The sequence below is a fragment of the Streptomyces sp. NPDC026672 genome, from assembly GCF_040638185.1.
GTDB lineage: Bacteria > Actinomycetota > Actinomycetes > Streptomycetales > Streptomycetaceae > Streptomyces.
In genome coordinates this window covers 1-23,565 of record NZ_JBEZXS010000018.1, presented here as the reverse complement: position 1 = coordinate 23,565, position 23,565 = coordinate 1, and the positions used below count along the sequence as shown (strand labels likewise).

The 23,565-nt window shown below is 74.4% G+C and carries 19 protein-coding genes and 1 riboswitch; of the genes, 4 read left to right on the top strand and 15 right to left on the bottom strand.

Annotated features, from left to right (window positions below):
- Positions 1-141: 141 nt before the first annotated feature.
- Positions 142-1,233 (top strand): amidohydrolase family protein, encoded by a 1,092-nt coding sequence (locus AB0F77_RS21515; RefSeq protein ID WP_361950824.1) that lies wholly within the window; start codon positions 142-144, stop codon positions 1,231-1,233.
- A gap of 142 nt (positions 1,234-1,375) precedes the next feature.
- On the top strand, positions 1,376-2,245 hold the full coding sequence (locus AB0F77_RS21510; RefSeq protein WP_361950821.1) for an SCO1860 family LAETG-anchored protein: 870 nt from the start codon (positions 1,376-1,378) through the stop codon (positions 2,243-2,245).
- 35 nt (positions 2,246-2,280) lie between these two features.
- Here the strand turns inward: AB0F77_RS21510 and cobC are convergent, their stop codons facing one another.
- Genes cobC through cobM form a run of 6 tightly spaced genes read right to left on the bottom strand, consistent with a single transcriptional unit; the run spans position 2,281 to position 8,631 of the window.
- Entirely contained in the window at positions 2,281-3,354 is a 1,074-nt protein-coding gene (gene cobC / locus AB0F77_RS21505; RefSeq protein WP_361950818.1) for an Rv2231c family pyridoxal phosphate-dependent protein CobC, read from the bottom strand.
- On the bottom strand, positions 3,344-4,270 hold the full coding sequence (locus tag AB0F77_RS21500; RefSeq protein ID WP_361950815.1) for a sirohydrochlorin chelatase: 927 nt from the start codon (positions 4,268-4,270) through the stop codon (positions 3,344-3,346). The genes cobC and AB0F77_RS21500 overlap by 11 nt, the downstream gene beginning before the upstream one ends.
- Positions 4,267-4,893 carry a precorrin-8X methylmutase gene (locus tag AB0F77_RS21495; RefSeq protein ID WP_361950812.1) on the bottom strand — a complete coding sequence of 209 codons (627 nt, stop codon included), beginning with the start codon at positions 4,891-4,893 and terminating at the stop codon, positions 4,267-4,269. The genes AB0F77_RS21500 and AB0F77_RS21495 overlap by 4 nt, the downstream gene beginning before the upstream one ends.
- Entirely contained in the window at positions 4,890-6,587 is a 1,698-nt protein-coding gene (gene cobJ / locus AB0F77_RS21490) for a precorrin-3B C(17)-methyltransferase (protein WP_361950809.1), read from the bottom strand. The genes AB0F77_RS21495 and cobJ overlap by 4 nt, the downstream gene beginning before the upstream one ends.
- Complete coding sequence (gene cbiE, locus AB0F77_RS21485; RefSeq protein ID WP_361950806.1) at positions 6,584-7,816, bottom strand: precorrin-6y C5,15-methyltransferase (decarboxylating) subunit CbiE; 1,233 nt, start codon at positions 7,814-7,816, stop codon at positions 6,584-6,586. Before cbiE ends, cobJ begins: the two co-directional genes overlap by 4 nt.
- The gene (cobM, locus tag AB0F77_RS21480) at positions 7,813-8,631 is read right to left on the bottom strand and encodes a precorrin-4 C(11)-methyltransferase (protein ID WP_361950803.1); all 819 of its coding nucleotides are present in this window, start codon (positions 8,629-8,631) and stop codon (positions 7,813-7,815) included. The genes cbiE and cobM overlap by 4 nt, the downstream gene beginning before the upstream one ends.
- Before the next feature lie 95 nt (positions 8,632-8,726).
- Between cobM and AB0F77_RS21475 the strand changes: the two genes are divergently transcribed.
- The gene (locus AB0F77_RS21475; protein WP_361950800.1) at positions 8,727-9,455 is read left to right on the top strand and encodes a ZIP family metal transporter; all 729 of its coding nucleotides are present in this window, start codon (positions 8,727-8,729) and stop codon (positions 9,453-9,455) included.
- Between the two features lie 8 nt (positions 9,456-9,463).
- On the opposite strand, the gene cobI is transcribed toward AB0F77_RS21475, so the two are convergent.
- From cobI to AB0F77_RS21430, 9 genes are all read right to left on the bottom strand, one after another.
- Positions 9,464-10,213, bottom strand: a complete 750-nt coding sequence (cobI, locus tag AB0F77_RS21470; RefSeq protein WP_361950797.1) for a precorrin-2 C(20)-methyltransferase — start codon at positions 10,211-10,213, stop codon at positions 9,464-9,466.
- Positions 10,210-11,973 (bottom strand): cobyrinate a,c-diamide synthase, encoded by a 1,764-nt coding sequence (locus AB0F77_RS21465; RefSeq protein WP_361950794.1) that lies wholly within the window; start codon positions 11,971-11,973, stop codon positions 10,210-10,212. The genes cobI and AB0F77_RS21465 overlap by 4 nt, the downstream gene beginning before the upstream one ends.
- Positions 11,967-12,566 (bottom strand): cob(I)yrinic acid a,c-diamide adenosyltransferase, encoded by a 600-nt coding sequence (cobO, locus tag AB0F77_RS21460; protein ID WP_361950791.1) that lies wholly within the window; start codon positions 12,564-12,566, stop codon positions 11,967-11,969. The genes AB0F77_RS21465 and cobO overlap by 7 nt, the downstream gene beginning before the upstream one ends.
- On the bottom strand, positions 12,566-14,605 hold the full coding sequence (locus AB0F77_RS21455; RefSeq protein WP_361950789.1) for a putative cobaltochelatase: 2,040 nt from the start codon (positions 14,603-14,605) through the stop codon (positions 12,566-12,568). The genes cobO and AB0F77_RS21455 overlap by 1 nt, the downstream gene beginning before the upstream one ends.
- Complete coding sequence (cobN, locus tag AB0F77_RS21450; protein WP_361950786.1) at positions 14,602-18,270, bottom strand: cobaltochelatase subunit CobN; 3,669 nt, start codon at positions 18,268-18,270, stop codon at positions 14,602-14,604. The genes AB0F77_RS21455 and cobN overlap by 4 nt, the downstream gene beginning before the upstream one ends.
- Positions 18,267-19,775 carry a cobyric acid synthase gene (locus AB0F77_RS21445; protein ID WP_361950783.1) on the bottom strand — a complete coding sequence of 503 codons (1,509 nt, stop codon included), beginning with the start codon at positions 19,773-19,775 and terminating at the stop codon, positions 18,267-18,269. The genes cobN and AB0F77_RS21445 overlap by 4 nt, the downstream gene beginning before the upstream one ends.
- Positions 19,772-20,713 carry a cobalamin biosynthesis protein gene (locus AB0F77_RS21440; RefSeq protein ID WP_361950780.1) on the bottom strand — a complete coding sequence of 314 codons (942 nt, stop codon included), beginning with the start codon at positions 20,711-20,713 and terminating at the stop codon, positions 19,772-19,774. Before AB0F77_RS21440 ends, AB0F77_RS21445 begins: the two co-directional genes overlap by 4 nt.
- 123 nt (positions 20,714-20,836) lie before the next feature.
- A riboswitch (cobalamin riboswitch) is annotated at positions 20,837-20,910 on the bottom strand.
- A 207-nt stretch (positions 20,911-21,117) separates the two neighbouring features.
- Positions 21,118-21,345 carry a hypothetical protein gene (locus AB0F77_RS21435; RefSeq protein WP_361950777.1) on the bottom strand — a complete coding sequence of 76 codons (228 nt, stop codon included), beginning with the start codon at positions 21,343-21,345 and terminating at the stop codon, positions 21,118-21,120.
- A 34-nt stretch (positions 21,346-21,379) separates the two neighbouring features.
- Positions 21,380-22,624, bottom strand: coding sequence for an inorganic phosphate transporter (locus tag AB0F77_RS21430; RefSeq protein ID WP_361950774.1), 1,245 nt, complete (start codon positions 22,622-22,624; stop codon positions 21,380-21,382).
- A gap of 169 nt (positions 22,625-22,793) precedes the next feature.
- Here AB0F77_RS21430 and AB0F77_RS21425 point away from each other — a divergent pair, with 169 nt between their 5' ends.
- A complete protein-coding gene (locus tag AB0F77_RS21425; RefSeq protein WP_361950771.1) occupies positions 22,794-23,474 on the top strand; it encodes a class II aldolase/adducin family protein in 681 nt (226 codons plus the stop codon).
- Positions 23,475-23,565: the final 91 nt, after the last annotated feature.

Below are 23,565 nucleotides of genomic sequence, written 5' to 3'. Positions count from 1 at the left end.
CGGTGTCTGGTGCCGTGCATCGCAAGGCGGAGGGTCGCCCTCGTACTGGACGTACTTGGGCGTGCCCGACAACGCGGCGAGGTGCGGTGCCAGATGCCGCGGGCCCGGCGGGAATTGTCAGACAGGCCCTAGGGTGCCGGTATGAGCGATGAGCTGGTGCTGCGGGTCAAGGGGCGGGTTCTCGTCGGTCCTGACGAGGTGCGTGACGAGGTGTGGGTCGTCGGCGGGCGGATCTCCTACGACCGTCCCGCCGGCGCCCGGGACGAACGGACCGTGACCGGCTGGGCGCTGCCCGGTCTCGTCGACGCCCACTGCCACGTGGGGCTCGGTGTGCACGGCCCCGTGGACGACGACGTCGCCGAGAAGCAGGCGCTGACCGACCGCGAGGCGGGCACCCTGCTGATCCGCGACGCGGGGGCGCCCACCGACACCCGCTGGATCGACGACCGCCCCGACCTCCCGAAGATCATCCGGGCCGGCCGGCACATCGCGCGCACCCGCCGCTACATCCGCGACTTCGCCCACGAGATCGAGCCCGGCGAACTCGTCGCGTACGTCGCCCAGGAGGCCCGCCGCGGCGACGGCTGGGTCAAGCTCGTCGGCGACTGGATCGACCGCGACCTCGGCGACCTGGCCGCCTGCTGGCCGCGCGACGCCGTCGAGGCGGCCATCGCGGAGGCGCACCGGCTCGGCGCGCGCGTCACCGCGCACTGCTTCGCCGAGAGTTCCCTGCGCGACCTGGTCGAGGCGGGCATCGACTGCATCGAACACGCCACCGGACTGTCCGACGAACTGATCCCGCTGTTCGCCGAACGCGGTGTCGCCATCGTCCCCACCCTCGTCAACATCGCGACCTTCCCGCAGCTCGCCGCGGGCGGCGACACCAGGTTCCCGCGCTGGTCGGCCCATATGCGGCGGCTGTACGAGGCGCGCTACGACACCGTGCGCTCCGCCCGTGACGCGGGCATCCCGGTGTACGTCGGCACCGACGCCGGCGGATCGCTCGCGCACGGGCTGGTCGCGGCCGAGGTCGCCGAACTCGTCACCGCGGGCATCCCGCCGGTCGAGGCGGTGTCGGCGGCGGCCTGGGCCGCGCGGGACTGGCTCGGACGGCCCGGACTCGTGGAGGGGGCGCCGGCCGACCTCGTGGTGTACGACGAGGATCCCCGGGCCGACGTACGGGTGCTGGCGGCGCCCCGACGGGTGGTGCTGGAGGGACGGATCATCGGCTAGGGGAACGCATGTGCCCCATGAATCGAAAAGGCGCGCGGAAACCCCACGATGGGGTGAAGTAACGCAGGATCGCTGACTGATCACCCACAGTGCGTAATCCTTCTCGGGTCCCGAGCAAGTTCCGTCTGGGGGTCCCACCACCGTGAACAGCCATACCTTCCGCATGCCCGCCCGCCGCCTCGCCGTCGTCGCGGCGGCCACGGCCCTGAGCGCCGGTCCCGCGGTCCTGGCCGGCGCGCACGCCGCGCACGCGACCGACGACCACGGTCGCGCGAGCGCCGCCGTCCTGCGGACCGGACTCGACGTGTCCCTCCTCGACAAGACCGTGAACGTCCCGCTCGCGGTCTCCCTCAACGAGGTGGAGGCACCGAGGAGCGCCGAGCGGAGCACACTCACCGCCCGGCTCGACGGGGTGGACGGCGACAAGCCGTTCACCGTCCTCGCCGCCGACGTCGCCACGGCGAAGGCGACGGTGACCGACGGGCGTGCCGAGGGCTCGGTCCGCCTGGCCCACGCCAAGCTCCATGTCCCCGGCCTGCCCCTGCTGTCCCTGATCGAGGTCGACACCGTGACCTCACGGGCCACGTGCGAGGCGGGGAGGGCGCCGGTCGCCGACGCCGATGTCGTCGGCGCGGTGACCGTCCTCGGCAAGCGCGTGACCCTGAGCGCGGGCGGCCCCACCGACGTCCGTGTCCCCGGCGTCGGTGAGGTCCGCCTCGACCTCTCGAAGCACGCGACCACGTCCCGTACGGCCGCCGCGACCGCCCTCGAACTCAACGTCTCCGTCAACCCGTTGAAGCTCAACGTGGCGGACGTCCGGGGCACTGTGACGCTCGCCGGGGCCTCCTGCGAGACCCCGCCCGGGGACGTCAGGTCCCAGGGCGCCCCCGAACGCACCGACCTGGCGGAAACGGGCGGCAGCTCGACGACGCCGTACCTCGCGGGCGGCGCCGCCGCACTCCTCGCAGCAGGCGCCGGAGCCCTACTCCTGACCCGCCGCCGCAAGAACTGAGACCGGGCGGGTCTCCGCAGCGGGTGGTTCCCAACTCACCGAGTCGGGTGGGTGGGCAACAGGGAGCGGCGGAAGGCCGTCAGGAAGGCTTGTGTTGTCTTCGGGTCGCGTACCGCGATTCTGAGCCAGTCGGCGTCCAGGCCCGGGAACGTGTCCCCGCGCCGGACGGCGTAACCGAGGTCGCGCAACCGGCGACGTACGGCCGCGCCGTCCGGCGCCCGTACCAGCACGAACGGCCCCTCCGCGGGACCCGCCACCCGCACCCCCGCCCCGCCCGACTCCGCCAGCCCCGCCACCAGAAGCTCCCGGTCCCGCGTGATCCGGCGCGCCGCTGCCGCCGCCTCGGCCACGGCGTCCCGGCCCATGCACTCCCGCACCGCCACCAGCGCCGGCGCCGACACCGGCCACAACGGCTGCGCCCGCGCCAGCTCCGCGACCGTCTCCGGCGCCGCCAGCAGGTACCCGACCCGCAGCCCCGCGAGCCCCCACGTCTTGGTCAGACTGCGCAGCACGACCAGCCCCGGCACGTCCGCCGTCCGCCCGGCCAGCGACTCCCGCTCACTCGGCACCGCGTCCATGAACGCCTCGTCGACCACCAACGTCCGCCCGGGCCGCGCCAGTCGGGCCACGGCCGACGCGGGGTGCAGCACCGACGTGGGATTCGTCGGGTTCCCGACCACCACCAGGTCGGCCTCCTCCGGCACGGCCGCGGGATCCAGCCGGAACCCGTCCGCCGCCCGCAGCAGCACCCGGTCCACGGTGTGCCCCGCGTCCCTCAGCGCCGCCTCCGGCTCGGTGAACTGCGGATGCACCACGACCGGCCGCCGTACCTTCAGGGCCCGCGCGAGCAGCACGAACGCCTCCGCGGCCCCCGCCGTCAGCAACACCCGCTCCACCGGGACCCCGTGCCGCGCGGCCACCGCCGCCCGCGCGGCCCGCCCGTCCGGGTAGGCCGCGAGACCGGTCAGCGACGCCGCGATGCGCTCCCGCAGCCACGTCGGCGGCGTCCCCGCCCGCACGTTGACGGCGAGGTCCACCAACTCCGCGCCGTCGTCGCGGACTTCGGCGTCCCCGTGGTGCCGCAGATCGTGCTCGCCCTCAGTGGGCATGCGCGTGACCGCCGTGATGGGGATGCCCGTGCCCGTGGTGCCCGTCGTCGTCCGGGTGGAAGTGCGGCTGCTGCGGCAGCCCCACCTTGTCCTCGAACCCCGGCAGCGCGACGCGGTACACGCACGAGTCGCAGTTCATCCGCAGATCGCCCTCGACGGCCTCCACGTACCGCTCCCACACCAGGTCGAGCAGCTCGGGCTCGGGCCCGATCACGTCCGCCGACCGCACGTCGACCTCCGGGTGCGCCGCCGCCCAGCCCTCGGTCTGCTGCCGCACCCGCTCCGGCAGCACCCCCGTGAACAGGAAGTACGGCAGCACCACGATCCGGCGGGCCCCCAGCCGCACACACCGGTCGAGCCCGCTCGGCACGTCCGGCGCCGCCAGCGACACGAACGCCGTCTCCACACCGGCGTAGCCGCGCCCCTCCCACAGCAGCCGCGCCGCCTTGAACACCTCGGCGTTGGCGTCCGGATCGGTCGACCCCCGCCCGACCAGCAGCACGGTCACGTCGTTGCGGTCGTACGGCGTGCGGGCCGTGCCGTCGAGCGCCTCGTCCAGCCGCCGCTCCAGCACCCTCAGCAGCGCCGGGTGCGGGCCCAGCGGACGGCCGTACGTGTACGACGTCCCGGGGTGCCGGGCCTGCTCCCGGGCCAGCGCGGCCGGTATGTCGCCCTTGGCGTGCCCGGCGGCCACCAGCATCAGCGGCACGGCCGCGAACCGCCGCACCCCCCGCTCCACGAGTTCGGTCACGGCCTCGCCGAGCGGCGGCGCGGACAGCTCGATGAAGCCGCCCGCGACGGGCAGGTCCGGGTGGCGGCGCCCCAGCTCCCGTACGAAGTCGCGGAACGCCTCGGCTCCGGCATCGTCCCGGGTGCCATGGCCGGCGATGAGCAGGGCGGGCGGCGGGGTGGTCACTGTTTCTCCTCGGGCGGTTCTGTGAGAGGTACTGCTTCGGACGGTGACGTGGGATGCACGGGGTGGTACAGCAGGGCGTTGAGCGCGGCGGCGGCGACCGCCGAACCGCCCTTCTCGGACACGTTGCTGACGGCGGGCAGCCCGCTCGCGCGCAGCGCGGCCTTGGACTCGGCCGCCCCGACGAAGCCGACGGGCAGCCCGATGACGAGCGCCGGAGCGGCGTCCAGCGCGAGGAGTTCCTCCAGGGCGGTCGGCGCACAGCCGATCACCCACAGCGCGCCGGGGCCGACCTCCTCGTACGCGAGCCGGACCGCGTGGGCCGAACGCGTCAGCCCCGGACCGGACTCGGCGTCCCGCAGCCGGCAGACGGTCGCGCGCCGGGTGATCCCCGCGGCGACCATCTCGACGTCGACGACCACCGGCGCCCCGGCGTGCAACGCGGTGTGCCCGCGCACCAGGTCGGCCTCGTCGAGGACGAGGTCGTCCGCGTACTCCAGGTCGGCCGCGGAGTGGATCACCCGCTCCACCACCGCCCGGGTCAGCGGCGGCAGCGCGGAGGTGTCCAGACGGGCGCGCAGCCGGCGGAAGGACTCCCGCTCGATGGGATGGACCACACGGTTCACCGGACACCACCCTCCTGTGCGCTCTCCTGCCAGCGGTAGCCACGCGGAGTGACCATACGCCCCGCGACCTGCCGTGTCGCCGTGTTGCCCACGGTCACGACGGTCATCATGTCGACCGTGGCCGGGTCGAGTGCGGCCAGGGTGGTCAGACGGCTTGATTCATCCGGCCGTGACGCATTGCGCACCACCCCGACCGGGGTCCGCGGCTCCCGGTGCCCGGCGAGGATCGCGAGGGCCTTCGGCAACTGCCAGTCCCGGCCCCGCGAACGGGGGTTGTAGAAGGTGACCACGAGATCCGCCTCCGCCGCCGCCCGCACCCGGCGCTCGATGACCTCCCACGGCGTGTGCAGGTCCGACAGACTGATCGAGACATGGTCGTGGCCGAGCGGCGCCCCGAGGATCGCGCCGGCCGCGAGCGCCGCCGTCACCCCCGGCACCCCCACCACGTCGATGTCCTCCGACGCCTCGGCGAGCGCCGGCGAGGCCATCGCGTACACCCCCGCGTCCCCGCTGCCGATCAGCGCCACCGCGTGGCCCGCGCGGGCCTCGGCGACCGCCGTGCGCGCCCGTTCCTCCTCGGCGCCGAGCCCCGACTCCAGGACCCGGGTGCCGGGCCGCAGCAGATCGCGGATCTGGTCCACGTACTGGTCCAGGCCCACGAGCACGGAGGCCCGCCGCAACTCCTCAGCCGCACGCGGGGTCAGCAGGTCGCGGGCGCCGGGACCGAGCCCGACCACCGCGAGCCTGCCGCGCGCCGGCCGCCGTACGACGGCACAGGTCGCCATGGCCGGCCGGCCCGCCGACTTCCGCTTGGGCACGAGGAGTTCGCCCCCGCCCACCAGCGCCGCCGCCTCGGCCACCGACGGCGTGCCGACGGCGGCCAGCGGCGCGGCGGACGGGTTCGGCACCTCGACCGCCGCCAACTCCTCGGCGGAGTACGTCACCAGGGGCACCCCCAGCCGCTCCGCGGCCCCCACCACACCGGGCTCCGCCGCCTTGGCGTCCACCGTGGCCAGCCGGGCCACCGACCGCACCGAGAGCCCCGCCTCCCGCAGCGCCTCCCCGACCAGCCCCAGCACCTCGTCCACCGGCACGCCCTTCGACGCGCCGACCCCGACGACCAGCGACGGCGGCCGCAACAGCACCTCGCCGTCGGCCGGTTCGACGTCCCGGTCCGTCAGCCGGATCGTGTACGACCCGTGCGGCGCGGTCGGCAGGGCCGGCAGCGGCCACGGCGACTCCGCATCCAGCACCACGGGTTCACCGTCCAGCAGCGCCCGCGAGACCGCCGCCACGGCACCCTCCACGGGCAGGCCCAGCGTGTCCAGACCGGGCAGCCCCGCCGCGTCCGTCGCCGTCGTCACCACGGGCTCCGCCCCGAGCAACCCGCCCACCTCGCGGGCGAGTTCATTGGCGCCGCCGCCGTGCCCGCCGACCAGCGACACCGCGAACCGCCCGGCCTCGTCGACGCACACCACCCCCGGGTCGGCCGCCTTGTCCCCGAGCAGCGGGGCGAGCAGCCGCACCACGGCACCGGTCGCCAGGAAGCACACCAGCTGCTCGCACTCCGCGAACGCCGCGCGCACCGCGTCCCCGACGGGACCCTCGTACACCCGGGTGCGTCCCGGCCACGCGGCCGCCAGCCGGTCCCGCGCCACCGCCCCCGCCGCGGTGGCGGAAATCAGGCCGATCAATCGACTACTCCTTCGGTACGGCCCTGGGGCCGTTCGCCCCACAGCAGGAAGACCGGATTGCCGGCCGCGAGCCGGGTCACGTCACCCGGCAGCGGGGCGAGCCGCGACGACTGGAGCAGCACCCCGTCGCACACCAGCCCGGCACCGGTGAGCGCCGCGCGCGCCGCCGGCACCCGGTCCAGGGCGGCCAGTGCCACCACGACCGTGCGCCGCGCCCGCCGCGCGCACGCCGTCACGACGGCGGGCAGCTCGGCGCCCCCGCCCCCGACGAACACCGCGTCGGGATCGTCGAGACCGGACAGCACGGTCGGCGCCGCCCCGTGCACCACGCAGACGTCGACGCCGTGCGCGGCGGCGTTGGCGCGCACCCGCCCCACCCCGTCCGGTGTCTTCTCGACGGCGACGACGGCCGCGCCGAGTCGTGCGCACTCCACGGCCACCGAACCGGAGCCCGCGCCCACGTCCCACACCAGGTCGCCGGGTTGCGGTCCGAGCCGGGCCAGTGCCAGCGCCCGCACCTCGAACTTGGTGATCATCGAGTCGCGGTGTGCGAACGCCGACTCGTCCAGGGCCCAGCCGGCCGGCCGCTCCCGGCCGCCCGCGACCGTGCGCACGGCCCCCAGGGCCCGCGCCTCGTCCAGGCACAGCACCACGCTCACCGCCGTACCCCAGTCCCGGGCCGCGGCCTCGGCCGGCGTGACCCGCTCGACCCGCTCGCGCCCCGGATCGCCGAGCGCGCTCGCCACGACGAGCACCCGGTCCGCCGGTACCGCGGCCCCCAGCTCGGCGGGCCCCGCGCCCGGACCGGTCAGCACCGCCACCTTGGGATGTGCCCGGCACAGGTTCACCGCCGTCCGCAGCTCCCGCCCGTGCGCGCTGACCACCACCGCGTCGTCCCACGGCAGCCCCAGCCGGGCGAACGCGGCCGCCACCGACGACACACCGGGCCGCACGTCCAGCAGCCCGGGACCGAACCGCTCCGCCAGCGCCCGCACGATCCCGAAGAACCCCGGGTCCCCGGAGGCCAGCACGACGACCCTGCGGTCCTCGGCGACGTACTCCGCGACGGTGTCGAGGGCGGGCGCCAGCGGCCCCAGCACGACCCGTGCGACCGTCTCCGGCAGCCGCACCGCGTCCAGGTGCCGCCGGCCGCCCACGACCAGCGCGGCGCCCTCCAGCGCCCCGGGCTCCACCGGCGACCCGGTGCCCGTCCCGACGACCGTGATCATGTGCTCGCCCCGCGCTCGCGCAGCTCCCTGCGCGCCTGGGGGTCCGCCTTGCGGTGGCCGTGGAAGTGGCCCGGGTGGTACAGGTGCGAGCGGGTGCCGTGCGCGTCGAGCGCCGGGCCGACCAGGAACAGCGTGTGCTTCCACAGCCTGTGCTCCTTGACGGTCTCCTCCAGCGTCCCGACGGTGCAGCGCACCACCAGCTCCTCCGGCCAGGTCGCCTGGTGGGCCACCACGACCGGGGTGTCCGTCGGATAGCCGCCCTCCAGCAGCTCCCGCACCAGCTGGCCGCTGCGGGCCGCCGACAGGAACACCGCCATCGTGGTGCCGTGCCGGGCGAACTCGCGGACGTCCTCACCGGGCGGCATCGGCGTCTTGCCGCCGCCCAGCCGGGTCAGCACGACCGACTGCGCGACCTCGGGGATCGTCAGCTCCCGCCCCACCAGCGCCGCGACCGCCGAGAACGAGGAGACGCCCGGCACGATCTCCGTCTCGATGCCCAGCCCGGCGCACCGGTCGAGCTGCTCCTGCGTGCCGCCCCACAGCGACGGGTCCCCGGAGTGGACCCGCGCGACCCGCAGCCCCTCGGCGCGCGCCCGCCGGTACACGGCGACGACGTCCTCGAGCGACATGGTGGCCGAGTCCAGGATCTCCGCGTCCTCGCGCGCGTGCCGCAGCACCTCCTCCTGGACCAGGCTGGCCGCCCAGATCACGACATCGGCCTCCGCGATCGCGCGCGCGGCACGGAACGTCAGCAGGTCGGCGGCGCCCGGACCGGCACCGACGAAGGTCACCTTGCCGGTGGGGGCATCGGCCATGGAAGAAGATCCTCTCGTGCGAAATGTCATGGTGTGCAGGGATTGGTGAGGGGCCCGATGTGCGCAAACGGCAGTTGATCGGATAGCAAGGGCCCATGGCGGTGTTCGTCGCGCTCGGCGCGTTCCTGATGACGTTGGCCGGCGGCTGGACGGCACAACGCGTGACCGACCGCCGCCACCTGGTCCTGGGCCTGGCCGGCGGCCTCATGCTCGGCGTGGTCGGCCTCGACCTGCTCCCCGAGGCGCTGGAGGCCGCGGACGGCGACGTCTTCGGCGTACCGGCCGCGCTGGTGCTGTTCGTGGGCGGCTTCCTCCTGGCCCATCTCGTGGAGCGCCTGCTGGCCGTCCGCCAGGCCGCCCACGGCGGCGGCGACCACAACCACCGGGCGCCCGAGGTCGGCCTGACCGCGGCGGCCGCCATGGTCGGGCACAGCGCCATGGACGGCGTCGCCATCGGCGCCGCCTTCCAGGTCGGCGGCAGCATGGGCACCGCCGTCGCGCTCGCGGTGATCGCCCACGACTTCGCCGACGGCTTCAACACGTTCACCATCACGAGCCTCTACGGCAACGCCCGCCGCAAGGCCGTCGCCATGCTCGTCGCCGACGCCTGCGCACCCGTCCTGGGCGCCCTGTCGACGGTCTTCTTCACCATCCCCGAACCGCTCCTCGGCGGCTACCTCGGCCTCTTCGGCGGCGCGCTCCTCTACCTCGCCGCCGCCGAGATCCTCCCCGAGGCCCACCACGAGCACCCCGCCCGCTCGACCCTGCTGTGCACGGTCGCGGGCGCCGCGTTCATCTGGCTGGTGGTGGGCCTGTCCGGCTGACCGCGGACTCACAGCTTGCCGCCCCGGCCGCCCTCGCGCCGCGCGGGCGCGATGAGCGTCGACAGATAAGGCAGCGGCGCCCCGTCCAGCTCGGCGGCCGACCGGATCGACTCCTCGGGCAGCCCGAGCGCCGAACCCCACACCGCGTCCCCGAGCCGGCCCGACTCCCGCAGCGCCTCGGCGACCTCCGCGGCCCGCCGCCCGAACTTGTACGCCACGACCGTGCCCGGACCGTTCAGCGCGTCCTTGAGGACACCGGAGCCCGCGGTCACCGGCACCAGCGTCAGTGGCTCCGTCCCCTCGGTCAGCACGGCACCCGACCGCGCCGCCAGGTCCTGCATCGCGGTGATCCCGGGCACCGTCTCCACCACGACCCCCGGCACCAGCGCGGCGATCGTCTGGGCGAGGTACGTGAACGTGGAGTACACGTTCGGGTCGCCGATCGTCGCGAAGGCCACGCTCCCGTGCTCCCGCAGCAGGGCGGCGACCCGCTCCCCGGCCGCGTCCCACGCCGCCTCCCGGCGGGCCCGGTCGCTGCGCTCGTTCAGCGCGAACACCACCCGGACGACCTTCTCCCGCGGCACGTGGTGCAGCACCGTCGACTCGGCCCGGCCGGGCTCCCCGCCGTCCTCGCCGTCGGACGCGGCCATCACCGGGACGACGACGACCTCGGCGGCGCGCAGCGCGTTCACGCCCTTCACGGTCACCAGCTCGGGGTCGCCGGGACCCATCCCCACTCCGACCAGCCTGCTGCTCATGACGTACGGCACCTCTCCACGAACCGACGGGCCACACCGGGCTCGGACGCCCAGTGCGTGTGCAGATAACTCGCGTGCACGCCCCCCTGCACGAATCCCTCGACCCGCCGCGCGGGGGCGCGCACGCCCCAGGCGGGCGCCGGCCCCGAGCCGGGCTCGACGACCGTCCGGTGGAACTCGTGGCCGCGCATCCGGGTCCCCGCGGGGGCGAGCACGCTGTCCCCGACGGCCACGGCGTCCCGGTAGCCGAGGGTGAGCCGCTCGCTCATCCGGGCGCGCGCGTCGAGCACGCCGCACATCGGACGGCCGTCCAACTCCCGGCACAGATACAGCAGTCCGGCACACTCGGCGGCGACGGGGGCCCCACCGAGGGCGAGTTCGGCGACGGCCTTGCGCAGCGGTTCGTTGGCCGACAGCTCACCGCCGTACACCTCGGGGAACCCGCCCCCGACGACCAGCCCGGCGGTCCCGTCGGGCAGCCGCTCGTCCCGCAGCGGATCGAAGACGACGACGTCGGCCCCGGCGGCGACGAGCAGCTCCGCGTGCTCGGCGTAGGAGAAGGTGAACGCGGGCCCACCGGCCACGGCGACGACGGGCCGCGCCGCCCCCACGGGAGACTTCTCGGCGTACTGAGACGGGCGTCCGTGGGTCGGCGAGGCGGCGGTGGTGGACACGGCGGCTTCCAGGTCCGGCGGGGCAGCTGTCGAGGGGGACTTCTCGACGGATCGGGACGGGCGGTCGTGGGTGGGCGAGGCAGTGGTGGCGGCAGCGCCGGTGGCGCCGGAGCCCGTGAGGGCAGCTGTCGAGGGAGGCTTCTCGACGGACCGAGACGCCCGCTCGTTGGTGGGCGAGGTGGTGCCGGTGGCGTCGGAGGCTGTGAGGGCAGTTGTCGAGGGAGACTTCTCGACGGACCGAAACGCCCGCTCGTGGGTGGGCGAGGTGGTGCCGGTGGTGTCGGAGGTCGTGAGGGCAGTTGTCGGCGGTGACTTCTCGACGGATCGGGACGGGTGGTCGTGGGTGGGCAAGGCGGTGGCCGGGTCCCAAGCCGCACCCGGCAACGGACCCGCGGTCCGGGCCAGTTGCACCAACGCCGTCAGATCACACCCCCCGGAGACCATCTCGGCCATGACGGCCACCGCGGACACGGCCGAAGCCCGCCGCTCGGCGACCGGTACCAACCCCAGATGCCGCGAGGGCACCTCGACACCCGCGGCCCGCCGCAACACCCCCAGCACCGGCACCCCGACGGAGTCCACCGCCTCCCGCAGCAACTCCTCGTGCCGGTCCGACGCGACCTTGTTGAGGATCACGCCCCCGATCCGCACCTCCGGGTCCCACGACACGAACCCGTGCACCAGCGCCGCCACCGACCGCGACTGCGACGACGCGTCCACGACGAGCACCACCGGCGCCCGCAGCACCTTCGCGACCTGCGCGGTCGACGCCAGCTCCCCCTCCCCGGCGGCCCCGTCGTACAGCCCCATCACGCCCTCGACCACCGCGATGTCACAGCCCCGCGCCCCGTGCGCGAACAGCGGCGCGACCAGCTCGGGCCCGCACAGGTACGCGTCCAGGTTCCGCCCCACCCGCCCCGTCGCGAGCGCGTGGTACCCCGGGTCGATGTAGTCCGGCCCGACCTTGTGCGGGGACACGGCGAGTCCCCGCCCGGCGAGCGCGGCCATCAGCCCCGTCGCGACGGTGGTCTTGCCGCTGCCCGACGCGGGCGCCGCGACGACCAGCCGGGGAACCGACGTCACCACTCGATGCCCCTCTGCCCCTTCTGCCCCGTGTCCATGGGGTGCTTGACCTTCGACATGTCGGTGACGAGATCCGCGAACTCCACCAGCTTCTCCGGCGCGTTGCGCCCCGTGATCACCACGTGCTGCGTCCCGGGCCGGTCGCGCAGCACCTCCACGACCTCGTCCGTGTCCACCCAGCCCCAGTGCATCGGGTACGCGAACTCGTCGAGCACGTACAGCCGGTACGTCTCGGCGGCCAGGTCACGCTTGACCTGCTCCCAGCCCTCCCGGGCCTTGTCCTCGTTGTCCATCTGGTCGTCGCGCTGGACCCAGCTCCAGCCCTCGCCCATCTTGTGCCAGTCGACGCTCCCGCCCTGCCCGGACTCCCCGAGCACCCGCAGCGCGTTCTCCTCGCCGACCTTCCACTTCGCCGACTTGACGAACTGGAACACCCCGATCGGCCACCCCTGGTTCCAGGCGCGCAGCGCGAGCCCGAACGCGGCCGTCGACTTGCCCTTCCCGACGCCCGTGTGCACGACCACCAGCGGCCGGTTGCGCCGCTGACGCGTCGTCAGCCCGTCGTCGGGCACCACACTCGGCTGACCCTTCGGCATTACGCGGCCCTCCTCGCCGTACCACCCTGCACGTCCCGCACCAGCCCGGCGATCGAGTCCGCCCGCAGCTCGTCCAGCGTCACCGCCGCACCGCCCAGCTCACCGGCCAGCCGCCCGGCCAGGCCCAGCCGCACCGGCCCCGACTCGCAGTCCACGACCACCGAGGCGACCCCCTCGGCCGCGAACAGCCGCGCCGCGCGCCCGGCCAGCTCGACCGGCTCCGGGCCACCGGTGGCCCGCCCGTCGGTGACCACCACGACCAGCGCCCGCCGCGCCGGGTCCCGCAACCGCTCGATGCGCAGCACCTCGTGCGCCTTGAGCAGCCCGGCGGCGAGCGGTGTCCGCCCGCCCGTGGGCAGCGACTCCAGCCGGGCCGCCGCCGCGTCCACGGACGACGTCGGCGGCAGCGCGACCTGCGCGTCCCGCCCGCGGAACGTCACCAACCCCACCTTGTCCCGCCGCTGGTAGGCGTCCAGCAGCAGCGACAGCACGGCGCCCTTGACGGCGCCCATCCGCTGCCGCGCCGCCATCGAACCGGACGCGTCCACCACGAACAGCACGAGGTTGCCCTCACGGCCCTCGCGCGTCGCCTGCCGCAGATCGTCCCGGCGTACGACCAGGCCGGGCCCCGACCGGCCGCGCGCCCGCTGGTGCGGCGCCGCCGCCTGGATCGTCGCCGCCAGGTGCAGCTTGGTCAGGGCGCCCCGGGGGCGGCGCGCCCCGGTGGTCCGCCCGTGCTCGGTCCGCGCCCTCGAACGCCGGCCCGCGGCGCCCGCACCGATGCCCGGCACGCTCAGCACCTTCGTACGGAAGGGTTCCGCGGCGCGTACGGCCGACTGCTCGCCGCCGCCCGAAGCCTGTGGGCCGCCCGCCTCACCGGCCTCGCCGGTCTCGGGCGCGGCGTCGGAGCCACCGTCCCGCGGGCCGTCGTCCGGGGCGGGCGCCCCACCACCACCGGGATCGTCCGGGCCACCGGGACCGTCCGGATCGGGGCCGTCCGGATCCGGGCCGTCGGGATCGGGGTCGCCGTCGTCGAACTCCTCCAGCGTCCGGTCGAGCTTGTCCTCGTCCAGACCCGGCGCGTCGAAGGGGTTGCGCCGGCGCCGGTGCGGCAGCGCGAGCAGCGCCGCCTGCCGTACGTCCTCGGCGAGCACGTCCGTCCGCCCCGCCCACGCGGCCAGCGCCGTCGCGGTGCGGGCCATCACGATGTCGGCGCGCATGCCGTCCACCTCGAAGGCGGCACAGGTCGCGGCGATCTGCCGCAGCGCGCCGTCGCCCAGCCGCACGGAGGGCAGCAACTCCCGTGCGGCGACGATCCGTTGCCGTACGGCGGACTCCTCGTCGGCCCACCGCATCGCGAACCCGGCGGGGTCGTCGTCGTAGGCGAGCCGCCGCCGCACCACCTCCACGCGCTGGTCGGGCTCACGCGAGGCGGCGACCTCCACGGTCAGCCCGAACCGGTCGAGCAACTGCGGCCGCAGCTCCCCCTCTTCCGGGTTCATCGTTCCGACGAGCAGGAAGCGCGCGGCGTGCCGCACGGAGACACCCTCGCGCTCGACGTACGAGGCGCCCATCGCTGCGGCGTCCAGCAGCAGGTCGACGAGGTGGTCGTGGAGGAGGTTGACCTCGTCGACGTAGAGGATCCCGCGATGGGCGTCGGCCAGCAGACCGGGCTCGAACGCCTTCACGCCCTCCGCGAGCGCCCGCTCGATGTCGAGGGCGCCCACCAGCCGGTCCTCGGAGGCCCCGACGGGCAGTTCGACCATCCGCGCCGGCCGCGACGCGAACGCCCCGGGGGAGTGCGGCCCGTCCGGGCACGCCGGATCGGGCGCCCCGGGATCGCAGGAGAACCGGCACCCGGCCACCACGTCGACCCCCGGCAGCAGCGCCGAGAGCGCCCGCACGGCCGTCGACTTGGCGGTGCCCTTCTCCCCGCGGACCAGCACACCGCCGACGGCCGGCGACACCGCGTTCAGCAACAGCGCCAACCGCAGGTCGTCCTGCCCGACGACGGCCGTGAACGGAAACGGGGTACTCACTTCTCGTCGCCCTCCAAGTCGCCTTCCAACTCCAGATAGGTGGCCCGCAGCCGTTCCAGCGTGTCCGCGTCCGGCTCCGCCCACAGCCCCCGGTCCGCCGCCTCCAGCAGGCGCTCCGTGATGCCGCGCAGGGCCCAGGGGTTGGACTTCTTCATGAAGTCCCGGTTCTCCGCGTCGAAGACGTACTCGGCGCTGAGCTTCTCGTACATCCAGTCGTCCACGACGCCCGCCGTGGCGTCGTAGCCGAAGAGGTAGTCCACCGTGGCCGCCATCTCGAAGGCGCCCTTGTAGCCGTGCCTGCGCATGGCGCTCATCCAGCGGGGGTTGACCACGCGCGCCCGGAAGACCCGGTGGGTCTCCTCGCCCAGGGTCCGGGTGCGCACCTGGTCCGGCACGGCCGAATCGCCGACGTACGCCTCGGGGGAGGTCCCCGTCAGGTGCCGCACCATCGCCACCATGCCGCCGTGGTACTGGAAGTAGTCGTCCGCGTCCACGAGGTCGTGCTCCCTCGTGTCGACGTTCTTCGCCGCCACCGCGATCCGCCGGAACGCCGTCTCCATGTCCCCGCGCGCCGCCCGCCCGTCGAGCCCCCGCCCGTAGGCGTAGCCGCCCCACACCGCGTACACCTCGGCGAGGTCCGCGTCGGAGCGCCAGTTGCGGGCGTCGATCAGCGGCAGCAGGCCCGCGCCGTACGCCCCCGGCTTAGAGCCGAAGACGCGGGACGTGGCCCGGCGCCGCTCACCGTGCCCGGCGGTGTCCTCGTCCGCGTGCGCCTTCACGAAGTTGCTCGCCGCGGGCTCGTCCAGCTCGGCCACCGCCCGCACCGCGTCGTCGATCAGCCCCACCACGTGCGGGAACGCGTCCCGGAAGAACCCCGAGATACGGACCGTGACGTCGATGCGCGGCCGGCCGAGTTCACCGAGGCCGACCACCTCGAACCCGGTCACCCGGCGCGACGCGTCGTCCCAGACCGGCCGGCAGCCGAGCAGGGCCAGGATCTCGGCGATGTCGTCGCCCTGTGTGCGCATCGCGGAGGTGCCCCACACGGTCAGGCCCACCGACTTCGGGTACTCCCCGGTGTCCTGGAGGTAGCGCGCGACCAGCGAGTCGGCGAGGGACTGGCCGACCTCCCAACTCAGCCGGGACGGAATGGCCTTGGGGTCGACCGAGTAGAAGTTGCGGCCCGTCGGCAGCACGTTGACCAGACCGCGCGTCGGCGAACCGGAAGGACCCGCCGGGACGTAACCGCCCTCCAGCGCGCGCAGGATGTGGCCGATCTCGTCGGTGGTCCGGGCGAGCCGCGGCACCACCTCGGTGCACGCGAACTCCAGCACGGCCACGGCCTCCGGGAGTTCGGCCCCGAGCACGGCCCGCGCGAGCGGCGCGCTCTCGGCCACCGCCCAGCCGCGCTCCTCCATGCCCTCCGCGATCCGCCGGCACAGCTGCTCCAGGAGGTCGATCGCGTCGGCCGCCGTCCGGGCCGGACCCGCCACCAGGTCCGTCAGCTCCACCGGCACCTTCACCGGCGCACCCGGCTCGGCCAGCAACTCCTTCTCGACCAGCCCGAAATGGGCCGCCAGGGCCGCCCTCAGCCCGGGGAGCGCGTCGGCCTGCCCGCCCCACACCTGCGCGGCGCGCAGCACCGCGAGCACCAGGTTCACCCGCGGCTCGCCGACCGGCCCGCCGCCGAGGACGTGCAGTCCGTCGCGGATCTGCACGTCCTTGATCTCGCACAGATAGCCGTCGATGTGCATGACGAACTCGTCGAAGGCGTCGTCGCCCGGCTGCTCGTCCACGTGCAGGTCGTGGTGGAGTTCGGCCGCCTTGACCAGCGTCCAGATCTGCGCCCGCACGGCCGGTGCCTTCGTCGGGTCCAGGTCGGAGACCAGCGCGTACTCGTCGAGCAGCTGCTCCAGCTTGGCCAGGTCGCCGTAGGTGTCGGCGCGGGCCATCGGCGGGACCAGGTGGTCCACGACCGTGGCGTGCCCGCGACGCTTGGCCTGGGTGCCCTCGCCGGGGTCGTTGACGATGAACGGGTAGATCAGCGGCAGGTCCCCGAGGACGGCGTCCGGCGCGCAGCCGGCGCTCAGCCCGAGGCCCTTGCCCGGCAGCCACTCCATCGTGCCGTGCTTGCCCATGTGCACGATCGCGTCGGCGCCGAAGCCCCCCTCCGACGGCGCGGCCTCCAGCCAGCGGTAGGCGGCCAGATAGTGGTGCGAGGGGGGCATGTCGGGGTCGTGGTAGATGGCGATGGGGTTCTCGCCGAAGCCGCGCGGCGGCTGGATCATCACGACGACGTTCCCGAACCGCAGCGACGCGAGCACGATGTCCTCGCCGTCCACGTACAGTCCGCCCGGCGGTTCGCCCCACGCCCGGAGCATCCCCTCCCGCAGCACCGGGTCGAGCCCGTCGAACCAGGCCCGGTAGTCGGCCAGCGGCACCCGCGCGGGCGCGGCGGCCAACTGCTCCTCCGTCAGCCACTCGACGTCGTGGCCGCCGGCCTCGATCAGCCGGTGGATCAACTCGTCGCCGCCCGAGGGGTACTCGGTGAGGCCGTACCCGGCGTCCCGCAGCGCGTCCAGCACCCGTACCGCCGAGGCCGGGGTGTCCAGGCCGACCGCGTTGCCGACCCGGGAGTGCTTGGTCGGGTACGCGGTGAAGACCAGCGCGATCCTCTTCTCGGCGTTCGGCCTGTGCCTCAACAGCGCGTGCCGTACGGCGATCCCGGCCACGCGCCCGGCCCGCTCGGGGTCGGCGACGTACACCGGTACGTCGTCGGGGCCCTGCTCCTTGAAGGAGAACGGCACGGTGATCAGACGGCCGTCGAACTCCGGGATCGCGACCTGCATGGCCGCGTCCATGGGGGAGAGGGCGGCGTCGGACGCCTCCCACGCGGCCCGCGAGGAGGTGAGGCAGAGCCCTTGCAGCACCGGGACGTTCAGCTCCGCGAGCGCGCCGACGTCCCACGCCTCCTCGTCGCCGCCCGCCGAAGCCCGCGAGGCGTGGGTGCCGCCGGCCGCGAGGACCGTCGCCACCAGCGCGTCCGCGCCGGCCAGGACCTCGAAGAGGCCGGGGTCGGCGTCGCGCAGCGAACCGCAGTACACCGGAAGGGCGTTGGCGCCCCGTTCCTCGATCGCGTCGCACAGCGTGTCCACGAACGCCGTGTTGCCGCTGAGTTCGTGGGCCCGGTAGAAGAGCACGCCGACGGTCGGCCGGCCCTCGACGCGGGCCCGCCCGCCGTGGACGCCGTACGCGGGCATCCGGTGCGGTTCCTCGAAGCCCTCGCCGGTCAGCAGCACGGTGTCGGACAGGAACCGGGCCAGTTCGGCGAGGTTGGCGGGCCCGCCCTCCACCAGGTAGCGCAGTGCCTCGGCGACGACACCGGCCGGGACGGACGACTCGGCCATCAACTCCGCGTCGGGCACGGCCTCGCCGCCCAGCAGCACGGTCGGCACACCCGAGGCGGTGAGCCGGGCGAGCCCGTCCTCCCAGGCCCGCTTGCCGCCGAGCAGCCGTACGACCGCGACGTCCGCGCCCTCGACGAGCTCCGGCAACTCCTCGGCGACGTCGATCCGGGTCGGGTTGCCGATGCGGTACGACGCGCCGGAGGCCCAGGCCGCCAGCAGATCGGTGTCGGCGGTCGACAACAACAACACTGTGGTCATGCGGGCGCTCCCGGGGGGATGAAGGGCAGTCCTTGGGGCGCTCCCGACTCGATGAGCCGCAGGAGCGCGTCGGTGTCCGCGTGCTGTTCGATCAGGTCGCCGAGCCGGTCGAGCTGCTCCTCGCGCAGCGCGGCGAACGAGGTGTCGGGCGCCGGCACGAAGCGGCGGCCCGCGGCGGCGGCCACCTCGCGCAGGAAGGCCCGCCGGAAGCCGTCCGACTCCAGGGAGCCGTGCCAGTGCGTGCCCCAGGTGTGGCCGACCCGGCAGCCGTCCAGGAAGGTCCGGCCGCCGGTCACCTCGGCGACCCCGTGGTGGATCTCGTACCCCTCGACGTGCTCGCCGAGGGCCTCGCCGACGGGGCGGGCGAGGGTCTTCTCCCGTGCGAACCGCACCCGCACGGGCAGGACGCCGAGTCCGTCCACCCGCCCCCGGCGGCTCTCGACGTCGTCCTCGATGTGCTCGCCGAGGACCTGGAAGCCGCCGCAGATGCCGAGGGTCGGCCGGCCCTCGGCGGCCCGGCGGCGCAGTGCCCCGGCGAGCCCGCGCTCGTGCAGCCACTCCAGGGCGCGGACCGTGCCGCGGGTCCCGGGTACGACGACGAGGTCCGCGTCGGCCAGTTCCTCGGGCCGGTCCACGAACCGCACGACGACGCCCGGTTCGGCGGCCAGGGCGTCCACGTCCGTGAAGTTGGACATCAGCGGGACCGCGCACACGGCGACGCGCAGCACGTCCTCGCCGACCGGGGTGGCGACGGCGGACTCGCGCACGGTCCCGCGCAGGGACACCCGCAGTCCGTCCTCCTCGTCGATGCCGAGGCCGTGCCGGAAGGGCAGGACGCCGTAGGTGCGCCGCCCGGTGAGCCCGTGCAGCATGTCGAGCCCGGGTTCGAGCAGGGAGACGTCCCCGCGGAACTTGTTGACGAGGAACCCGGCGACCAGCTCCTGGTCCTCGCGCGACAGGAGCGCGACCGTCCCGAAGAACGACGCGAAGACACCGCCGCGGTCGATGTCGCCGACGACGAGCACGGGCAGCCGCGAGTTGCGGGCGATCCCCATGTTCACGATGTCGGTCCGCCGCAGATTGATCTCCGCGGGCGAACCGGCCCCCTCACAGATCACCGCGTCATACGTGCCCCGCAACTCCTCCAGGCACTCCAGCACCGTTCCCAGCAGGCGCTCCTGCCGCCCGCCGTGGTAGCCGCGCGCGCTCATCTCGCCCACCGGCCTGCCGAGCAGGACCACTTGGCTGCTCCGCTCGCCACCGGGCTTGAGCAGCACGGGGTTCATCAGCGCGGTCGGCTCGACGCGGCACGCCTGCGCCTGCATGGCCTGCGCCCGCCCGATCTCCGCCCCCTCCCGCGTCACGAACGAGTTGAGGGACATGTTCTGCGCCTTGAAGGGCGCGACCTTGACGCCCCGGCGCACCAGCCACCGGCAGATCCCGGCGGTCACGACGCTCTTGCCGGCGTCGGAGGTGGTGCCGGCGACGAGGAGACCACCGTTCACGTCGTACGTCCCTTCACGAGGAGCCGCGCGGCGACGGACACGCCGAGCGCGAGCAGACCGACCCGCTTCGACAGGCGCACCGCCCGTTCGACGTCCCCGGCCCGCACGGCGCGCCCCGCCCCGTTGAGCACGGGCCGGTGCTCGACCCGGCCGCCGTACGACAGGGTCCCGCCGAGCCGGACGCCGAGCGCTCCCGCGAACGACGCCTCCACGGGCCCGGCGTTGGGGCTCGGATGCTTCCGGGCGTCGGCCCGCCAGGCCCGTGCCGCCCCGCGCGGATCGTCCCCGGCGAGCGTCGCGAGGACGGCGGTCAGCCGCGCCCCCGGCCAGCCCGCCAGGTCGTCCAGCCGGGCGGAGGCCCAGCCGTAGCGGAGGTACCTGGGCGACCTGTGACCGACCATGGCGTCCAGGGTGTTGACGGCCCGGAACCCGAGCAGCCCGGGGACACCGGCGACGGCGCCCCACACCAGGGCGCCCACGACGGCGTCGGAGGTGTTCTCGGCGACGGACTCCACGACCGCCCGGGCGATCCCGTCCGCGTCGAGGGCCTGGGGGTCCCGTCCGCACAGGTGCGGAAGCCGCGCCCGCGCCCCGGCCACGTCACCGGCCGCCAGGGCCCGTCCGACGGTCCGGGCCTCGCGGGCGAGCGAGGTGCCGCCGACGACGGTCCAGGTGGCGAGGGCGGTCAGGGCCACGGAGGCGGTGGGGGAGCGGCGTACGGCCCGTTCGGCCGCCGCCGCGAGCAGGACGGCGCCGCCGACGCAGACGGCGGTGTGCAGGGCGCCCCGGCCCCGGTGGTCGCGCCACAGCACCCGCTCCAGGGACGCGGCCGCACTCCCGAACGCGGCCACGGGGTGCCCGTGGCGCGGATCGCCCAGGAGGTGGTCGCCGAGGAGGCCGGCGGTGGCGCCGTACGCGAAGACGCGATCGGCCCGCATCGGCTCAGCCGGCCGTGGGGTCGGCCGTCGACGACCTGGTGCTGTGCCTCGATCCGCAGCCGCGCATGGCGATATGTCCTCACTCAGGGTGTCCACGCCCTGGTTCGACGAGACCGGCGGTGAGAGTTCCTGGCTCCCGGGGAGTTCTTCCCCGGTGACAGTGGCGGGACCGCGCCGGATTCGCACCGGCTTCCTCTCGTGCCGCCGTACTTGGCTCCGGAAGTCCACCATGTCCCCGGAACGGCCGTCAACTTGCCGTTGACCTGCGCGGGGAGAGTGTGCCGAGGTTCATAGCGGCGCCGGCGCACACCGGCGCGGGACAGGGGTGAGGCCCCTGCGCGCACGGGGCGCGAGGGGCCTCACGGAGGTGTCGGGGCGTCAGGAGGCGGTCGCCGCCGCCGGGTTCAGGACTTCGCCATGATCAGGTAGATGCCGTACGCCACCGCCGCCGCGCACGCCGCGAAGCAGACGTACGCGCCGGTCGCCGCGAGCGCCGCGGAGCCGCCGCGCGCGGTGGCCCGCTCACGGCGGGACAGTCCCGCCACGCCGAGGGTGAAGAGGGCCACGAGGCCCACGGTGGACACGAGGCTGACGCCGAAGACGGAGCCGATGGCCGCCCAGTCGATCTTCATTCTGTGTTGTCCTTCGTGACCGGATGCGCGGGGTTCACAGGGTGGTGGCCGTGGAGGGGGCCGGGGCTGCCTCGCCCGCGGGGGCGGGGATGGTGGCGGTCAGGTCCCCGGCGGGGACCGAGCCCGCCGGGGGCGGCGTCACGGCGGCCATCGCCGCGGTGACCACGCCGACCGGTTCGTCGGCGTCGTTGACGTTGCTGTGGTCGACCACCTCGCGGCGGGAGAGCCGCCAGATCGCGGCGCTCGCGGCGACGAGCAGTACGGCGACGGCCGCGGTGCCCCAGTCGCCGAGGTCCGTCACGGTCTCGGCGAGCGCGCCGACCAGCGCGGCGGCCGGCAGGGTCAGGGCCCAGGCGACGATCATCCGGGTCGCGGTGGACCAGCGGACCACCCCGCCCTTGCGGCCGAGGCCGGCGCCCATCACGGAGCCGGAGACGACGTGCGTGGTGGAGAGGGAGAAGCCGAGGTGCGAGGAGGCGAGGATGGCGGTGGCCGCGCTGGTCTGGGCGGCGAAGCCCTGCTGCGGTTGCAGGTCGGTCAGACCCTTGCCCATGGTCCGGATGATGCGCCAGCCGCCGATGTAGGTGCCGAGCGCGATGGCGAGCCCGGCCGAGAGGATCACCCAGGTGGGAGGGTTCGAGCCGGGGGCGATGGCGCCGCCGGCGATCAGGGCGAGGGTGATGATGCCCATGGTCTTCTGCGCGTCGTTGGTGCCGTGGGCGAGGGAGACCAGGCCGGCGGAGGCGATCTGGCCGGCGCGGTAGCCCTTGCGGGTGGCCTCGCCCTCGGCGCCCCTGCCGATCGTGTAGGACAGCCGGGTGGCCGCCGCCGCCGCGAGGCCCGCGACGAGCGGGGCGGCGAGCGCGGGCAGCAGCACCTTGGTGACAAGTGCGTCGCCGTGCACGGCGCCGGTGCCGGCGGAGGCGACGGTGGCGCCGACCAGACCGCCCATGAGGGCGTGCGAGGAGCTGGAGGGCAGGCCCACCAGCCAGGTCAGCAGGTTCCAGAGGATCGCGCCGACCAGGGCGGCGAAGATGACCTCGGGACGGATGCCGGTCTCGTCGACGAGACCCTTGGAGATCGTGTTGGCGACCTCCACGGAGAGGAAAGCTCCCACAAGGTTGAGCGCGGCGGACATGGCCACCGCGACCTTGGGCTTGAGGGCACCGGTCGAGATGGTCGTGGCCATCGCGTTGGCGGTGTCGTGGAAACCGTTCGTGAAATCAAACGCGAGTGCGGTTACCACCACAATCGCGAGGATCAGCGAGAAGTTTTCCATTTACCCAGGCAATCGTTCGAAGTCATTGGCCGGTTGACCGTAGGAAACCCAGGTGAACGAAAGATGAACTGAGGTGGGCATCGGAGTGTCACTGTGGACTGTTTCGTTCCGCCTCCGCGAGATCCTCGTCACGCCCCCGCGCCGGGCCGCCGCCTGAAAGGATCACCGCATGGCTGAACAGCGGCGGAGCCGGGCGGACGGGGCCCTGGCCCGGGCCTGGACGGAACTGGTGGGGACGGCACGGCGGACGGTCCGCGAGGGGCTGGTCGTCGGCACCTCGGGCAACGTGTCGGTGCGCGTCGGCGACACCGTCCTGGTCACCCCGTCCGGAGTGCCCTACGACGAGCTGGGCCCGGACGACCTGACCGGCGTCGACCCGGACGGCCGGCAGGTGCTCGGCACCCTCGTCCCGACCAGCGAACTCCCCATGCACCTGGCCGTCTACCGCACCACGGACGCCCGCGCCGTCGTCCACACGCACGCCGTGCACGCCACGGCCGTCTCCACGCTCGTATCCGAACTCCCCCTCGTCCACTACATGGCGGCGGCCCTCGGCGGCCCCGTCCGCGTCGCCCCCTACGCCACCTACGGCACCCCCGAACTGGCCGAGAACATGCTCCGCGCCCTGCGCGACCGCACGGCCTGCCTCCTCCAGAACCACGGCACCCTCGCCCACGGCGCCACCCTCGCCCAGGCGTACGACCGCACCGCCCAGCTGGAGTGGATGTGCCGGGTGTGGCTCACGGCGTCGTCCGTGCCCGGCGCGCGGCCCCATCTGCTGACCGGCGAACAGGTCGCGGAGGTCGGCGAGCGGCTGCGCGGGTATGGACAGCCCGGCTCGGGGCACTAGGGCGTGTTTCGAAAGTCCCGCCTGGCCCGCGACGCCTGGCACGCACACTCGCTGCGTTGTCGGAACGCCCAAGTACATCCAGTACGAGGGC

Excerpts from the sequence above, each read along its gene's own strand:
- cobN (WP_361950786.1), bottom strand. The coding sequence starts at position 18,270 with ATGACCACAGTGTTGTTGTTGTCGACCGCCGACACCGATCTGCTGGCG.
- AB0F77_RS21515 (WP_361950824.1), top strand. The coding sequence starts at position 142 with ATGAGCGATGAGCTGGTGCTGCGGGTCAAGGGGCGGGTTCTCGTCGGT.
- cobO (WP_361950791.1), bottom strand. The coding sequence starts at position 12,566 with ATGCCGAAGGGTCAGCCGAGTGTGGTGCCCGACGACGGGCTGACGACG.
- AB0F77_RS21435 (WP_361950777.1), bottom strand. The coding sequence starts at position 21,345 with ATGAAGATCGACTGGGCGGCCATCGGCTCCGTCTTCGGCGTCAGCCTC.
- cbiE (WP_361950806.1), bottom strand. The coding sequence starts at position 7,816 with ATGATCACGGTCGTCGGGACGGGCACCGGGTCGCCGGTGGAGCCCGGG.
- cobI (WP_361950797.1), bottom strand. The coding sequence starts at position 10,213 with ATGAGCAGCAGGCTGGTCGGAGTGGGGATGGGTCCCGGCGACCCCGAG.
- cobC (WP_361950818.1), bottom strand. The coding sequence starts at position 3,354 with ATGCCCACTGAGGGCGAGCACGATCTGCGGCACCACGGGGACGCCGAA.
- AB0F77_RS21430 (WP_361950774.1), bottom strand. The coding sequence starts at position 22,624 with ATGGAAAACTTCTCGCTGATCCTCGCGATTGTGGTGGTAACCGCACTC.
- AB0F77_RS21475 (WP_361950800.1), top strand. The coding sequence starts at position 8,727 with ATGGCGGTGTTCGTCGCGCTCGGCGCGTTCCTGATGACGTTGGCCGGC.
- cobM (WP_361950803.1), bottom strand. The coding sequence starts at position 8,631 with ATGGCCGATGCCCCCACCGGCAAGGTGACCTTCGTCGGTGCCGGTCCG.
- AB0F77_RS21425 (WP_361950771.1), top strand. The coding sequence starts at position 22,794 with ATGGCTGAACAGCGGCGGAGCCGGGCGGACGGGGCCCTGGCCCGGGCC.
- AB0F77_RS21440 (WP_361950780.1), bottom strand. The coding sequence starts at position 20,713 with ATGCGGGCCGATCGCGTCTTCGCGTACGGCGCCACCGCCGGCCTCCTC.